This is a genomic window from Embleya sp. NBC_00888 (assembly GCF_045207655.1).
GTDB lineage: Bacteria > Actinomycetota > Actinomycetes > Streptomycetales > Streptomycetaceae > Embleya.
The window spans coordinates 6,116,302-6,131,613 of record NZ_CP108784.1 but is presented as its reverse complement, the minus strand read 5'-3'; the positions used below and the strand labels follow the sequence as shown (position 1 = coordinate 6,131,613).

Here is a 15,312-nt window from a genome sequence, read left to right as displayed (position 1 = left end):
AACGCCGTGGGCAGGCGGAATCGTCCCGGGGGATGTCCGCCGACCGGTCGGGTGGTCCGTCGTTCGTGTGCTACCGAAATTGATTTCTGGTGATCGCGATCAGTCCGAGGCGGGACTGTCCGCCGCGTCCACGGGCACCGCGGGCTCCGCGCGACCGGCGCGCAGCAGCGCGACCTCGGCCTCGAAGTCCTCCAGCGACTCGAAAGCCCGGTACACGGACGCGAACCGCAGGTAGGCGACCTCGTCGAGCTCCCGCAGCGGGCCCAATATGGTCAGGCCCACGTCGTGGGTGGTCAACTCGGCACAGCCGGTGGCTCGTACCGCCTCCTCGACCCGCTGGCCGAGCAGGGCCAGCGCGTCGCCGGTGACCGGGCGGCCCTGGCACGCCTTGCGCACCCCGGCGATGACCTTGTCCCGGCTGAAGGGTTCGGTGACGCCGCTGCGCTTGATCACCGTGAGCGAGGCGGTCTCGATCGTGGTGAAGCGCCGTCCGCAGTCGGGGCACGAGCGACGACGCCTGATCGCGGCGCCGTCGTCGGTGGTCCGGCTGTCCACGACGCGGCTGTCCGCTCGCCGACAGAAGGGGCAGTGCATGCGGTTCCCTCTCCCCCTCGTTGAGACGCAGGTCGTCCGTGTTGCTCGTGCGCGCCGCGCGCGGTATGGCGAGGCGTGCCCGGGTTGTTGCCGCGCCCTCGCCCCGGGGTCTCCGCGTGGGGCCCGTCCGGTGCGCTCCGGGAATATGGTATATACGGCAACCACAACTTGTGGGTTCCTTCAGCGACCTCGACCACAAGATGTAGTGGCTACGGTAGACCGCGACCCCGAGCGCTGCAAGCCGACTCGCAGACACTCGGAGAGCCCGTGGTGACCTCTCGTCATCCCCGCAGGTCACCGCCCGACGTTCGGCGAAAATTAACCCGGCCGGCCGCGTGTCGTGGCACACGAGCCGCGGATGCCACATATCGGGCAGTCGAAACGAGCGTTTTCCCCGAGCAGAATTCGAATGTATGTACGATTACTACAGCGGGAACCGAATGATCGCCACTGGATTGGCCTAAATTCACTCGAACGTGTGTTTGGCGCAACCTTTCGAACCCGACTACCGTTCTCCACGTGCGAGCAATCCGTCGAAAGGGCCAGCCGTGACCGGAGAAGCCACCGGAGCCATCCACCCCGGAATCCGCACCGAAAGTCTCCCCGTGAAACACCCGCACAGCACCACCGTGCCGCCGCCGGCGCCCGCCCCGGGCACCGAGAACGGGCAGGTCCAGGGTGGTTCGACGCGGCGTCCGGCGGGGGGGCTGACGCCGCGCCAGACCCGTGTCCTGGAAGTGATCCGCACCTCCGTGGAGACCCGCGGATATCCGCCGAGCATGCGCGAGATCGGCGAGGCGGTCGGCCTGTCGAGCACTTCTTCCGTCGCGCATCAACTGATGGCCCTGGAACGCAAGGGCTATTTGCGCCGTGATCCGCATCGCCCGCGCGCCTATGAGGTGCGTTCGCCGGACGGCGGTCGCCCGCTCGCGCCGGCCGGGCCGCACGCCGAACGCGGTGCGCAGGCCGCGTCCTACGTACCGGTGGTCGGCCGGATCGCGGCCGGTGGCCCGATCCTGGCCGAGCAGTCCATCGAGGACGTGTTCGCGCTGCCGCGCCAGCTCGTCGGCGACGGCGACGTGTTCCTGCTCAAGGTGAGCGGCGACTCGATGATCGAGGCCGCGATCATGGACGGCGACTACGTCGCGGTGCGCCGCCAGCCGGTCGCCGAGAACGGCGACATCGTCGCCGCGATGATCGACGGCGAGGCCACCGTCAAGCGTCTGCGGCACCGGGACGGGCACCGCTGGCTCATGCCGCACAACCCCGCCTACGAGCCCATTCCCGGAGACGAGGCGACCATCCTGGGCCGCGTGGTGGCCGTCATGCGACGGGTCTGAGATGACCGGGGACATCGACATACCGGCAGCGGGCGGTCGTACGGCGAGAGTTCGCCGTACGACCGCCCGTCTCGCGTTCGCGACACGGTGACGCTTCAGGCGCTGTCGTCCTTGTCGATCGCGGCCAGCGAGCGGCGCACCTGATCGCGGTCCTCGGTGTACCACAGCGGCGGCATCGAGGACCGGAAGAACCCGCCGTAGCGGGCGGTGGCCAGCCGCGGATCGAGCACCGCCACCACCCCCCGGTCGTCCATCGCCCGGATCAGCCGGCCGGCGCCCTGCGCCATCAACAGCGCGGCGTGCGTGGCCGACACGGCCATGAAGCCGTTGCCGCCGTTCTCCTGCACCGACTGCGCCCGCGCGCTCATCAGCGGGTCGTCCGGACGCGGAAACGGGATCCGGTCCATGATCACGAGCTGGCAGGACGGCCCGGGCACGTCCACGCCCTGCCACAACGACAGCGTGCCGAACAGGCACGTGCGCGGCTCGGCCGCGAACCGCCGCAACAGCTCCGCCAGCGAGTCGTCGCCCTGGCACAGGATCGGCATCTCGAGCCGCTCGCGCAGCGCCTCGGTGGCCGCCTCCGCGCCGCGCCGCGAGGAGAACAGGCCCAGCGCCCGCCCGCCGGCCGCCTCGATCAGCTCGGCGAGCTCGTCCAGGGTGTCCGCGCTCATCCCGTCCCGGCCCGGCGGCGGCAGATGCCGCGCGACGTAGAGGATGCCCTGCCGGGGGTAGTCGAACGGCGAGCCCACGTCCAGGCAGCGCCACGCCGCCAGGTCCGCGTCGGTGTCCGGGTCCGCGTCCTCGTCCGGCTCCTCGCCGTCCCCCGGATGCACCGCGACCTCGGTGGGCACCGGCGCGGGCTCGTCGGTGAGCAGCCCCTCGGCGGTCAGCCCCAGACTGCCCGCCACGCCGCGGAAGTCACCGCCGAGCTTGAGCGTGGCCGAGGTGAGCACCACGGTGCGGTCGCCGAACAGCGCCTCGCGCAGCAGCCCGGCCACCGCGATCGGCGCCACCCGCAGGGAGGCGCCGGTGCGCTCGTTGCGCTCCAGCCAGATCACGTCGTGCGGCGAGCCCTTGAGGATGCGCTCGCAGGTGTCGTGGATGTGCTCGACGCCGGCCAGCGCCTGCCGCCGGGCCGCGTCCTCGTTGCTCAGCGACTTATCCCGGACCTCGCCGAGCGAGGTGATCACGCCCCGGCTCGCGTCGCGTAGCGCGGACACCGTCCAGCCCAGATCCGGGTCCACCTCGCGCAGTCGGCCGGGCTCGCGCCCCTCCATGGTCTTCTTGAACGCCTCCGACGCGGCGTCCAGGTTGTCCACCGCGCCCTCGTTGGCCAGCTTGCCCGCGCGGCGCGCGGCGCGGTCCACCGCGCTCAGGCTCAGCTCGGCGGTGGCCACCCCGGTGGCCCGGCCGGCGAACTCGTGCGCCTCGTCCACGATCAACAACTCGTGCTCGGGCAGCACCGGCGCGTCCTCCAACGCGTCGATGGCGAGCAGCGCGTGGTTGGTGACCACGATGTCGGCCTGCTTGGCCCGCTCCCGCGCGGCCTCGGCGAAGCAGTCGTCGCCGTACGGGCAGCGCGAGGCGCCCAGGCACTCGCGCGAGGACACCGACACCTGGGCCCAGGCCCGGTCGTTGACGCCCGGGCTCAGGTCGTCGCGATCGCCGGTCTCGGTGTCGTCGGCCCACTCGCGCAGCCGGACCACGTCCTGGCCCAGCCTGCTCGTGGGCGCCGGGTCGAAGAGCACCTCGCCCTCGTCCGGCGGACCGTCGTGCAACCGGTGCAGGCACAGGTAGTTGCCGCGGCCCTTGAGCGTGGCGAAGGTCGGCGAGCGGCGCAACATCGGCCGCAGCGCCTCGACCGTGCGCGGCAGGTCGCGCTCGACCAGTTGACGCTGGAGCGCGAGCGTCGCGGTGGCGACCACGACCTTGCGCCGCGCGGCGAGCGCGGGCACCAGGTAGGCCAGGGACTTGCCGGTGCCGGTACCCGCCTGGACCAGGAGGTGTTCGGCACGGGCCACCGCGCCGGAGACGGCCTCGGCCATGGACACTTGTCCGGGCCGCTCCGCTCCGCCGACGGCGGCAACGGCGGCGTGCAGGAGTTCGGTCAGCTCGGGACGGTCGGAGTCGCTCATCGGGCGACAAGCCTAGATGCTCCGACCGACATCGCCGACCGCGCGGCCCGCTTCGTCCGGCTTCTCCTGCGAGGTCGTGTCCCGGTGTCGGCCCGACCCGGACCCGGGTCAGCCGAGCTTGGCGAGCACGGCCTTGGACATGCCCTCCTGGCCGAGCGCGTTGGGGTGCACCTGGGCGCCGGGCGACTCGGGCTTGATGCCCTCGATCCACTTGGTGCCGACCGGCCGGCACACGTCGTGGCCGGCCGAGCCGGTGTAGGTGTCCACGTACTCCGCGCCCTGCTTGGCCGCCTCCTTGGCGATCATGTCGTTCAGCGCCGGCACCACCTTGCGCAGGTAGGGCAGGTCGCCCTCGGCGACCGGCACCTGGGCGGGGCACGAGGGACCGCTCTCCGGCAGGATCGTGGGATAGCCCACCACCAGGATCCGGGCCTTGGGCGAGCGCTCCTTGATCCCGGCGATGGTGGCGGCGATCTTCGGCGCGGTGTCCGCGATCCGCTTGGCCAACTCGTCGTTGCCGCCGCCGGCGTACTTGTCGGTGCACGGCTGGGTCGAGGTGGTGCTGCGGCTCTGGATCACGCACGTCGTGACGATCTCGGAGAAGCCGATGTCGTTGCCGCCGATGCCCAGGGTCACCAGCGCGGTGTCCGGGCGCAGCGCGTCGAACTGCGGCGGCGGCGAGCCCTGGGTCTGCTGGCCCGCCGTCATGTCCGGGGTCCTGGCGCCGCCGCAGGTGACGTCGACGAAGCCGGCGATGTTCTTCTGCTTGGCCACCAGGTGCGCGTAGTTGCTCTCCGAGCGGCTGCAGCCGGGCGGCGCGGTGGGCACGATCACGGGTATCTTCACACCCGCCGCGTACGAATCGCCGAGCGCGACATAGGTGGCCCCGCTCGCGGCAACCGGCAGCGCGCTCGGCGCGGTGCCCTTGTCCGCGGCGGGCACGCCGGCCTCCTTGTCGGCGGACGCCGCCTTGTCGTCGGAATCGTCCGAGCAGGCGGACAGCGCGACGAGCGCCGTCAGCGCGGCCAGACCCGCGATCGCCCTGCGAGTTGTGCGCACGTGCGCTCCCCTCCGTCGTGCCGGCTCCCGTTACCCGTCGGTAGGTCCCGGTCCGGTGAGACTAGGGTTTCCCGCGCGCGGTTTCCAGCGTCCGCCGGGCACGAGCCGGTCCGGGTTTCAGTCCAGCTTGATCGTCTCGCGCCGTTGACCGGTCCCCGGGCGCCGGGACGCGGGCAGGTCCTCCAGCATGGTCAGGCACTCGCGCGCGGCGTCGATCTCGATGTCCTGGAAGGTCGCGGCGACCACGTCCACCCGTTCCCCGTCCGCCTCGATCACCACCCGTCCGTCCGGCCCGTACACGCCGCTGCGGCCGCACGCCGGGCCGAGCACGGTGTCGCCGATGTGGTTGGCGACCACGGTGTAGCAGGTGTTCTCCAGGGCCCGGGCGGCGAAGTACAGATCGCGGCGGTGTTCGCCGTCGCCGCGCGTGTAGACCCCGGGACACAGGTACGCGTCGCATCCGTCGTGCACGGCGGCGCGTACGTGCTCGGGAAAGCTCACGTCGTAGGCGCTGCCCAGGCCCAGGCGCCAGCCGGCGATCTCGATCGTGCAGCCGTGGTCGCCCGGGAGGAACAGTTCGCGTTCGTCGTGCCACAGGTGCTGGCGGTCGTAGGCCACGTGCGCGTCGCCGTCGCGGCCGATCACCACGAGCGAGATGGTCCGCCCGCCCGCGCGGCGCACCGCGGCGCCGACCACCGCGACCGTGCGGGTGGCGTAGCAGGCGGCCTGGAGTTCACCGAGCCGGGTGTCGCCGGGCACGATGTCGCACGGTTTGACGTCGGGTCGGAACAGGTCGAGGTCATACCCCGACAGGAACAGTTCCGGCAACACCACGACATCGGCTCCGGCCGAGGATGCGAAGCGCACGAGTTGCGCGGCCGTGGCGACATTCGCGGGGATGTCACCCGGCCGCGCCTGGGCCTGTGCGGCGGCGACCCTCAGGGGTTGCCTCGCGTTTTCGGCGACGTCGGTCACCCGCCGCATTCTGGCATCGTGATGGGGATCACACCATCGGCAAACCGGACAGGTTGTTCGCGACCCGGTCGCGGCGTGCCGGGTGCCTCACCTGCACAGCGCGTTGGGCACGCTCCCGTGCGCGCCCACGTGCGGACGCGTGGGGCGGTCCCGGTAGCCGTCCAGAAGCAGCCGATTGCGGTTCAGGCACAGCCGCTCGATCCGCGGGGTGAGCAGGTCGAACAGCTCGTGCCGGTCCTTGAGTTCGGGGAACGCCGCCTGGTGGTCCAGGATCTCCTCGCGCACCAGCGCCCAGAAGCCCTCCTGCGGGACGCCCAGGTGTTGGGCCGCGAGATCGGCCAGGTAGCGGTGGTGGCCGACCAGCAGCGCGGCGTGGATGAACTGGCACAGGTAGTCCGGCCGTTCCCGAAGCAGCACCGCGGCGACCTCGGCGGGCAGTTCGGCCAGTTCGGGCAGCGGCTGATCGCTGATGTTGACGTCGTCGACGAAGTCCTTGATCGCGAGCCGGACCGGGACGTCGTGCTCGTCGAAGACCACGATCGCGTTCTCGCCGTGCGGGGAGAACACCAGGCCGTACTTGTACAGGCAGTGCAGCAGCGGCGGGAGCAGCGCGTGGAAGAGCCGGCGCAGCCACACCCGGGGCGCCAGTTGCGAGCGTTCGATCAGTTCGGCGACGAACGGCCGGCCGTCCGGGTCCACGTGCAGCAGCGACGCCAGCGTGCGGGCGCGTTCGCCCGGGTCCAGGCGCGGGGCCAGGGGTTCGCGCCAGATCGCGCCGAGCAGTTCGCGGTACTGGTAGGGCACGCCCGGCAGTTCCTCCAGGACCGGGTGGCGCACGGTGACCGACGCGGTCTCGCCGAGCATGATCACCCGGCACTCGTCGCGCAGGAACGGGTCCGCGTCGCGCAGCCCCAGCACCCAGTCGGTGACGGCGGGCGCGGCCAGCGTGCGTTCGCTGGGCAGGCCGCGCCACACCAGCGTGTTCAGCACCGACAGCGGCAGCTTGACGGTGCGTCGGGCCGGCCGGTCCAGGTTCAGGAAGGTACGCACCGACTGCTGCGCGAGGTGGTGGTCCTCCGCCTCGCCCAGCGCGATGATCGCGCCGGCGGCGATCTGCGGCGCGAACAGCGTCGCGATCGTCTCGTCCCACTGCCACGGGTGCACCGGCAGCCAGTGGAAGTCGTCCGGGTCCGAACCGCGCGCCGCCGGCACCCGACGAAAGCGCTCGATCGTCTCGGGGTCCAGTTCCTCGGCGTACAACCGCGCCCGGTCCAGCCCGGTCACCGCGCGATAGACGGCCAGGTCCCGGTGCACCGCGATCCACGGCAGCCGCAGCGGACGCCGCGCCTCGGGCGGGTAGCGGCGCGCGTCGCTCGCCGAGAAGCCGACCCGGCCCTTGTTCGGCACGATCCACGGATGGCCGGTCTGGTGGCCCTCCAACTCGGCGTAGCCCAGGTCGGCCAGCGTCGCGGCGCTCGCTGCACTCGCCGCACTCGCCGCGTCGGCGGCCAGCGTCGCGGTCAACTCGCGCACCAGGTGGCCCGCGGTGTCCCCGCTCAGCCCGATCACGGTGTGCGCGTCCAGCAGGAACTGGAGCATGTCCTCGGCCGGGTCGGCGCCGCCCTCCCATTCGCGCACCACCGAGGCGGGGTCCACGTGCCAGGCGTCATAGGCGCCGCGCCGGGCCCGGAAGCGGTAGTGCACGTCGCCGGCGACGTCCACGGTGTAGGTGTCGCCGTCGGCGACGGGGCCGAGCAGTTCCTCGTAGGCGAACTCGGCGAGCGCCTTGGCGATCATGTCCCGGTTGACCCGGCGCCACAGGTCCCGGTCACCGGCGGCGGCGCCCGGTCGCGCGCCGGGGACCCGGGACGCGGGCTCAGGCGCGGCGGGTCGGGTGCCCTGGTGCGGCAGTTCGGCCTCGATGGGCCCCGCTGCCGGGTTCGACTGCGACATTGCGTACCTCTGCGGGGTCGGTCGCGCTCCGTCGGTGCGGCCGGCGCACGGGCTCGGTGTCGCCCGCGGCCAGGCCGAACGTGGTGAACGCGGTGCGGATCGGCAGCCGGTAGACCGCGCTGCCGCACACGGAGTTGAGAATGGTCGCGGCCCGGTGCGCGCCCAGGCCCAGGTCGGGTGTGCCCACGCCGTGCGTGTGCAGCTCGGCGTTTTGCGCGTACAGCCCGCCGGTGACGTGCTCGGCGAGCTCGACGCGGTGGTCCAGGTCGATCAACGGCCGGCCGGCGTCGTCGCGCGCGATCAGGTCCTTGAGCGGATCCAATATCGCCGGATGCCTCGGCGCGTACCCGGTCGCCAGCACGACCCGGTCGGTGCGCACGGTGAAGGCGCGGTCCTGTTCGCCGTGCCGACAGCCCAGTTCCACCCCCTCGCTCGTGGTGCGCGCGGCGGTCACCGTGACATCGGGCATCAAGGTGGCGCGCACCCGCCCGCCCGCGATCCCGCGCTCGTAGAGCTCGTCGTGGATCGCGGCGATGGTGTCCGCGCTGATCGCCTTGTACAACTGCCACTGCTCGGGCACCAGGCGGTCGCGGACCGGCTCGGGCAGCGCGTGGAAGTAGCGCGTGTAGTCGGGCGTGAAGTGCTCCAGGCCGAGCTTGGAGTACTCCATCGGGGCGAACGCGGGCGAGCGGGTCAGCCAGGTCAGCCGCCGGCTCGGGCCGGTGCGCCGGCGCAGCAGGTCCAGGAAGACCTCGGCGCCGGACTGCCCCGAGCCCAGCACCGTGACGTCCTCGGCGTCGGTGAGGTCCGCCCGGTGCCCGAGGTAGTCGGCCGCGTGCAGCACGCTCTCGCCGAGCAGGCGCGCGAACGGCTCGGGCACCACCGGCTCGGTTCCGATGCCCAGCGCCACGTGCCGGGCGTGCACGTGGTGCCGCTCGCCGGTCCCCGTGTCGCGGAACTCGACCCGGTACAGGTCGCCTTCCCAGTCCACCGAGGCCACGTCGCTGCCGAACCGGCAGGCCGGCAGCGCCTCGGCGACCCACCGGCAGTAGTGGTCGTACTCGCGGCGGGGCACGTGCAGCCGCTCGGCGAAGTAGAACGGGAACAGCCGGTCGTGCGCGCGCAGATAGGCCAGGAAGGACCACGGGCTGGTCGGGTCGACCAGGGTGACCAGGTCGGCCAGGAACGGCACCTGGAGCGTGGTGCCGTCGAGCAGCAGCCCGGGATGCCAACTGAACGCGGGGGCCCGGTCCAGGAACAGCGTGCGCAGCGGCTCGACCCGGTCGGCCAGCGCGGCGAGCGCGAGGTTGAACGGCCCGATGCCGACGCCGACCAGGTCGTACACCACCGCGCCGGGATCGGGCGCCCGGCGCGGGGCGGGCAGGCGTTCGGTCACCGTCGGGCACCCGATTCCCGCGCGGTGCGCGCCCGCATCATCAACGCGGCGGTCTTGTCCGGGAGTTCGACGTCGCCGGCGTGCCGGAAGCCGGCCCGGGCGAAGGCCGCCAGCGACGCGTGGTTGCGCACGTCCGGTTCGGCGACCACGCGCATCGTGTCGGGGGCGGCGCGCAGCACCAGTTCGGCGACCGCGCGCAGCAGCACCGAGCCGATCCCGCGCCCGCGCCGGGCCGCCGGGCCGACCAGCAGGTGGATCCCCACGTCGTGCGGGCGCGCGGGGTAGTGCCGGGCCAGGTCGTCCAGGTCGGCGCGATACAGCTCCCAGTAGCTGATCGGCTCGTCGTCCAGGCAGCCCAGGTAGGCGTTGGTGTGGGTGTACACGGCCTGGGTGGCCAGGTGTCGGCGCACCACCTCCTCGTCCCCCGCCAACTCCCACCAGGGGGCGACGGCGGGGTCGTTCATCCACGCGTGCAGCAGCGCCAGGTCGCGCTTGGGGTGGATCTCGTGCAGCGAGAACCGGCCCACCGGAAGCGGGACCGCTCCCCAGCGCGCCGCCTCGGCGAGCGGTCCGGTCAGTCCCGCGCGCAGGTGCCGGGTGGCCAGGCGCACGGTCTCCGCCTCGGCGAGCGCCGGCTGATCGGTGGTGCGGGACGACAGGGATGACGGGCTCATACGGGGACGGAACCTCCTGGGGCCGGGCTCACGCGGGGGCGTCGGCGAGCGGGTTGCGGATGTGCACGTAGATCGACTGCGTCGCCACGGGACCGACGAGTTCGTCGAGGCCGTGCAGTCGGGTCAGCAGGTTGGCCTTGCAGCGCGGCCTGGGATCGGTGAGCAGCGAGCGCGCCGCGCCGGAGGTGGACGCGTGGCCGGCGAGCAACGCGCGCAGGCGGGCCAGCAGCACCGACTCCTCGACCAGGCCCTGTGCGCCGAACGCGCCGATCAGGCCGAGCAGGTTGTTCACGCCCAGGTAGTAGGCCAGCCGCTCGTCGGCGATCTCGTCCGCCACCACGGTGTCGCTGGCCACTCCCGCGGCGGGCAACCGGCGGGCCAGGTCGCCCGCGCGCGAGGCACGGAAGTAGTAGCCCTGGTTGTCCCGGTAGCGTCCGCCCACCGGCAGGCCGTCCGCGTCCAACAGGACCAGGGTGTTCTGCTGGTGCGCCTCCAGCGCGATGCCCGCGTGCCGGTCCAGCCACAACACCGGTTCGGCCACCACCGCCAGGTAGCGCTCGAACCACTCCTCGGCGACCGAGGCCGGTGCCCGCCCGGTGCGCTCGGCGAGCGCGTGTACGTATCCGGCCAGCCGCGAGGGGCCGATCCCGGGCCGTTCGGCCACCAGTGCGGCCACGCACGAGACCCGCTGGTCGACGGCGAACGGATTGGCCCGCAGCACCAACTCCAGGCCGGCCGCGGGTCGGTCCTGGCGCGGGTACGGCTCCGGCGGCGCCACCGAGATCCAGGCCGGGTCGCGGACGATGTCGAAGGCGGGGTGCACGGACCGCAGTTCGTGCTCCAGACCGGAGCGCAGCAGGCGGTGCACCTCGATCCCGCGCAGCAGTTCCTTGGGCAGGTTCTCCCGGCGCGAGTTGGTGATCCGCAGGCCCAGCGAGAGCTTGAGCATCACCTCGGCGTCGGGGCGGTAGACGGTGCGCACCGACGAGGTGGGATGCCACGGGGCGCCGGCCGGACCCAGCGCGCGCAGCCGACCCGCGTCGAACAGCGCCCGCAGATGCGGGCGCTCGGGCAGGTCCCGGGCCTGCCACGGGTGGGCGGGCACCAGCACGGTGCCCTCGGGCGCGCGCAACCCGCCGGCGAACTCGGCGAGCACCTCGGCCGCCTCGCGCTCCAGCGCGCTGTCCTGCGCGACCAGGTCGGCGTCCGCGGCGAACCAGTGCAGCGCGAAGGAGCCGCGCAATTCCGGCGACCACGCGGCGTCCTCGTCCGGGTCGAGCCGGTCTCGGCTCTTGGGCGTGGGGTGCATCGGATGGCCCAGCACCAGCGACTGCTCGGCGGCCAGGAACGGCGCCGTGCCGGGCGGGTCCTCGGGGTGCGCGCGGCGGTAGGCGATGTAGCGCTCGGCGCGGGTGACCGAGTCGGCCACCCGGATCGCGGTGTCTCCGCACGCCCCGCCCGCCTCGTGCGCGCCGGCCTCGCCCTCGCTCGCCTCCTGCGCGCTCGCCTCGTCGCCCAACAGCAGCGTCAGCGTGACCGCGTTCAGCCGGCCCTCGTCGACCAGGTGCGGGGCGCCGAAGCGGTGCCACCCCGAGGGCGACCAGTAGTGCACCGGCACCGTCAGGGTCCGGCCGATCGCGGGCAGATCGATGGTCAGCATGCTCGACTCCGGCTCGGGCAGCGCGCGTTCGCGCACCCAGCAGCGAAGCAGGCATTCGAGCGTCGCCCCGTCGGCGGCCCGCCGGGTGTCCGGCGCGTCGAGATGGTCCGTTTCGGGATCCGTCCGCACGGCGGACGGATCGGGACCCGCGATGGTCATCGCTGCTCCGTGTGGTGTCGATCGACCCGGTGGTCGATGCCCGTGAATGAGCGTGCTGTCGGGATGTGGAGATTTCGACCCGTGTCGATTGTTTGGCGCGAAAGGTCGCAAACATGCGAGGCGCGCGGAACCGAAGATTGTTGACGGAGCGTCAGCCCGCCGGGGCGCTTTCCGCGCGCCCCGCCTCGACCACGGCCGCGAGCAGCGCCGCCAGGTCCGTGCCGGTGGTGTTCGGGTTGAGCAGGGTGAGCTTGAGCCGGACCGCGCCGGGCCCCTCGCCCAGTTCGGTACGGCCCACCACCGCCCGCCCCTCGTGCAGCAGCCGACGGCGCAGCGCAGCGTTGACCCGGTCCACCTCGGCCCGGTCCGCGGGTCTGCGCCCGTCGTACCGGTCGGGGAGGTAGCGGAAGACCACCGAGGTGAGCACCGGCTCCGCGACCAGTTCCAGGCGCGGGTCGGCGTGGATCAACTCCGCCGCGTGCCGGGCCAGATCGTGGCAACGATCGACCAGCTCGCCCAGCCCCGAGCGGCCCAGCGCGCGCAGGGTGACCGCGATCTTGAACACGTCCGCGCGCCGCGTGGTGCGCGGCGAGTTGCCCAACAGGCTGAGGTAGCCGGCCTGTTCGTCGTCGTCCGGATTCAGGTACGCGGCGCGCTGCGCGAGCGGGCCCAGCAGCGCCGCGTCGCGCACCAGGAAGACCCCGGCGGCGATCGGCTGCCAGCCCAGCTTGTGCAGGTCCAGACCCACCGAGTGGGCCCGGTCCAACCCGACCAGCAGCGGCGCGAGCCGGTCCGAGAACAGCGCGCCGCCGCCGTAGGCCGCGTCCACGTGCAGCCACGCGTGCAACTCGCGGGCCACCGAGGCGATCGCCGGCAGCGCCTCGATCGCACCCAGGTCGGTGGTGCCCGCGGTGGCCACGATCGCCGCGATCCGGTCGTTGCCCGCCAGCACCCGCCGACCGGCCGCGGCCAGCGCGTCCGGGTCCATCCGGTGGTCGGCGCCGGCCGGCACGGTGACCACGGCGTCCTCGCCCAGGCCCAGCAGGCCCGCGCAGCGGCGCACCGAGAAGTGCGCGGCCTGCGAGCACAGGATCCGCCGCCGGCCCACCCCGGGCCCGGCGGCGTCGCGCGCGAGCAGCAGGCCCATCAGGTTGGCCTCGGTGCCGCCGCTGGTGATCGTGCCGCCGGCCACGCCGGGGGTGAAGCCGACCAGGCCCGCGAGCGCGGCGACCACCTCGACCTCCAGCGCGCTCGCCGCCGGGGCCTGGTCCCACGAGTCGAGCGAGGGGTTGAGCGCGGCGGCGACCAGGTCAGCCGCCACCGCGACGGCCAACGGCGGGCAGTGCAGATGCCCCGCGCAGTGCGGATCGGCCGGATCGGCCGTGCCCCACGCCAGCAGCGCGGACAACTCGCGCAGCGCGGCGGACTCGCCCACCCCGATCACCGGCAGCGGGCCCGGACCACCGCCGGCCGCCCCGCGCGCGCTCGCGAACGCCCCCGCCGCACCCGCGCCCAACGCGCCCGGGCCCAGCACCCGGGCCACCTCGGCCGCGACCACGCTCGGACCGCCCGCCGGCAGCGGCCCGCCCCGCGCGCCCACCCCGGCCTCCAGCGCGGACAGCGCGACCTCGACCAGCGCCCGCAGCTCGTCGGCTCCGGTGACCCCGCCCGCGAGCGCGGCCCCGACCGGATGTCCGACGTGCCGCGCGCCGCTCACGCCGACCCCGATCCGACCGCCGTGCCCGAGTGGCCGCGCCGGGCCGCCTCGATCGCGTCCGCCAGCCGCTCCAGCACCGCGTCCGCCTGCACGTCGGTCATCGTCAGCGGCGGCAGCAGCCGCACCACGCTGTCGTGTCGCCCGCCCAGTTCCACGATCAGCCCCCGGGCCAGCGCCTCGCGCCGGACCCCGATCGCCAACCGCGGCGCCGCGGGACGGGCCCCGCACGCGTCCGGGGCGGCGTCCGGCTCGACGATCTCCACGCCGAGCATCAGGCCGCGTCCGCGCACCTCCCCGATCGCGGGCTGATCCGGCATGAGATCGCGCAGCGCGCCCGCGAGTCGGGCCCCCAGCAGGGCCGCACGCTCGTGCAGTCGGTGCTCGCGCACGAACGCGATCGTCGCGGTGCCGGCGGCCATCGCGAGCTGATTGCCGCGGAAGGTGCCCGCGTGCGCGCCGGGCCACCAGTGGTCCAACTCGGCGCGGTAGACCACCACCGCCAGCGGCAGGCTGCCGCCGATCGCCTTGGACACGACCATCACGTCCGGCACCACGCCGGCGTGGTCCACACCCCACATCGCGCCGGTGCGGCCCAGGCCGGTCTGTACCTCGTCCGCGATCAACGCGATCCCGCGCTCGGCCGTCAGCCGGCGCATCTCGCGCAACCAGCCGTCCGGCGCGGGCAGCACCCCGCCCTCGCCCTGGACCGGCTCCACGATCATCCCCGCGGCGGCCGGCACCCCGCCGCCCGGATCCGTCAGCAGCGTGCGCGCGTAGTGCGCGGCGATCCGCTCGCCCTCGGCGCCGCCGGTGCCGAACGGACAGCGGTAGTCCTGCGGGAACGGCAGCCGCACGGTGTCGCCGGTGCCCGCACCGGTCGCGTCGCGGATCGCGGTGTCGCCGCCGACCGCGAGCGCCCCCTCGGTCATCCCGTGGTAGGCGCCGGTGAACGCGACCACCCCGCGCCGCCCGGTCGCGGTGCGCACCAGCTTCAGTGCCGCCTCCACCGCGTCGGTGCCGGCCGGCCCGCAGAACTGGATCCGGGCGTCGCGCGCCAACTCCGGCGGCAGCGTGGCGAACAGTTCCTCGACGAAGCGGTCCTTGACCGGCGTGGCCAGGTCCAGCACGTGCAGCGGTGCGCCGGTGTCCAACACGCCCCGGATCGCGGCGAGCACCACGGGATGGTTGTGGCCGAGCGCGAGCGTGCCGGCGCCGGAGAGGCAGTCCAGATAGCGTCGGCCGTCGGCCCCCTCGACGGTCATCCCGCGCGCCCGCACCGGCACGATCGGCAACGATCGCGCGTAGGTGCGGGCCGAGGACTCGCGGGCGGCCTGCCGGCGCAGGATGCCCGGCCCGTCGGCGACCGGCGTGCCGGCGCGCTGCCGACCGATCCGCCCGGCATCCGCGGGCACGGTGTCGGCATGAGCGGTTTCGGAATGAGCGGTGTCGGCGGGCGTGGTGTCGGCGGGCGTGGTGTCGGCAGGCGGCGCGGGCGGCGCCGGGTCCTCGGTACCGGAGCGGTCGTCCGGCCTGGTCAGGGCGGCGGTCATGACTGCGGCACCTCCACAAGGGCGATCGGAAATTAGGTAAGGCTTACCTTTAACTGACGACGGAAGGCAAACCCATCATCACAACGAGTGACTATCG

Annotated in this window: 11 protein-coding genes; 1 reads left to right on the top strand and 10 read right to left on the bottom strand. The window is 73.3% G+C overall.

From position 1 onward, the window contains the following. Positions 1-99 precede the first annotated feature (99 nt). The gene (gene nrdR, locus OG948_RS26245) at positions 100-594 is read right to left on the bottom strand and encodes a transcriptional regulator NrdR (RefSeq protein WP_395869352.1); all 495 of its coding nucleotides are present in this window, start codon (positions 592-594) and stop codon (positions 100-102) included. 629 nt (positions 595-1,223) lie between these two features. On the opposite strand from nrdR, the gene lexA reads away from it, so the two are divergent. After that, a complete protein-coding gene (gene lexA / locus OG948_RS26240; protein WP_402229620.1) occupies positions 1,224-1,934 on the top strand; it encodes a transcriptional repressor LexA in 711 nt (236 codons plus the stop codon). Positions 1,935-2,029: 95 nt separating this feature from the next. On the opposite strand, the gene OG948_RS26235 is transcribed toward lexA, so the two are convergent. The 9 genes from OG948_RS26235 to OG948_RS26195 form a co-directional block, all read right to left on the bottom strand. Next, entirely contained in the window at positions 2,030-4,072 is a 2,043-nt protein-coding gene (locus OG948_RS26235; protein WP_406298800.1) for an ATP-dependent DNA helicase, read from the bottom strand. A gap of 108 nt (positions 4,073-4,180) precedes the next feature. Continuing rightward, entirely contained in the window at positions 4,181-5,131 is a 951-nt protein-coding gene (locus tag OG948_RS26230) for an SGNH/GDSL hydrolase family protein (RefSeq protein WP_406298799.1), read from the bottom strand. Positions 5,132-5,248: 117 nt separating this feature from the next. Further along, positions 5,249-6,106, bottom strand: coding sequence for a carbon-nitrogen hydrolase family protein (locus OG948_RS26225; RefSeq protein ID WP_402229453.1), 858 nt, complete (start codon positions 6,104-6,106; stop codon positions 5,249-5,251). A gap of 87 nt (positions 6,107-6,193) precedes the next feature. Next, the gene (locus tag OG948_RS26220) at positions 6,194-8,059 is read right to left on the bottom strand and encodes an IucA/IucC family protein (RefSeq protein ID WP_406298798.1); all 1,866 of its coding nucleotides are present in this window, start codon (positions 8,057-8,059) and stop codon (positions 6,194-6,196) included. Then, positions 7,983-9,455: a lysine N(6)-hydroxylase/L-ornithine N(5)-oxygenase family protein gene (locus OG948_RS26215; RefSeq protein WP_406298797.1), complete on the bottom strand. Its 1,473-nt coding sequence runs from the start codon at positions 9,453-9,455 to the stop codon at positions 7,983-7,985. The genes OG948_RS26220 and OG948_RS26215 overlap by 77 nt, the downstream gene beginning before the upstream one ends. After that, positions 9,452-10,129, bottom strand: a complete 678-nt coding sequence (locus OG948_RS26210) for a GNAT family N-acetyltransferase (RefSeq protein WP_406298796.1) — start codon at positions 10,127-10,129, stop codon at positions 9,452-9,454. Before OG948_RS26210 ends, OG948_RS26215 begins: the two co-directional genes overlap by 4 nt. Positions 10,130-10,157: 28 nt before the next feature. After that, positions 10,158-11,948, bottom strand: coding sequence for an IucA/IucC family protein (locus OG948_RS26205; RefSeq protein ID WP_406298795.1), 1,791 nt, complete (start codon positions 11,946-11,948; stop codon positions 10,158-10,160). 151 nt (positions 11,949-12,099) lie between these two features. Next, the gene (locus tag OG948_RS26200; RefSeq protein ID WP_406298794.1) at positions 12,100-13,665 is read right to left on the bottom strand and encodes a pyridoxal phosphate-dependent decarboxylase family protein; all 1,566 of its coding nucleotides are present in this window, start codon (positions 13,663-13,665) and stop codon (positions 12,100-12,102) included. After that, on the bottom strand, positions 13,662-15,215 hold the full coding sequence (locus OG948_RS26195; RefSeq protein WP_406298793.1) for a diaminobutyrate--2-oxoglutarate transaminase family protein: 1,554 nt from the start codon (positions 15,213-15,215) through the stop codon (positions 13,662-13,664). The genes OG948_RS26200 and OG948_RS26195 overlap by 4 nt, the downstream gene beginning before the upstream one ends. Positions 15,216-15,312 lie beyond the last annotated feature (97 nt).

What these genes read in the sequence shown, in the direction of transcription:
- nrdR (WP_395869352.1), bottom strand. Translation starts at nt 594, where the DNA reads ATGCACTGCCCCTTCTGTCGGCGAGCGGACAGCCGCGTCGTGGACAGC.
- OG948_RS26235 (WP_406298800.1), bottom strand. Translation starts at nt 4,072, where the DNA reads ATGAGCGACTCCGACCGTCCCGAGCTGACCGAACTCCTGCACGCCGCC.
- OG948_RS26220 (WP_406298798.1), bottom strand. Translation starts at nt 8,059, where the DNA reads ATGTCGCAGTCGAACCCGGCAGCGGGGCCCATCGAGGCCGAACTGCCG.
- OG948_RS26210 (WP_406298796.1), bottom strand. Translation starts at nt 10,129, where the DNA reads ATGAGCCCGTCATCCCTGTCGTCCCGCACCACCGATCAGCCGGCGCTC.
- OG948_RS26205 (WP_406298795.1), bottom strand. Translation starts at nt 11,948, where the DNA reads ATGACCATCGCGGGTCCCGATCCGTCCGCCGTGCGGACGGATCCCGAA.
- OG948_RS26195 (WP_406298793.1), bottom strand. Translation starts at nt 15,215, where the DNA reads ATGACCGCCGCCCTGACCAGGCCGGACGACCGCTCCGGTACCGAGGAC.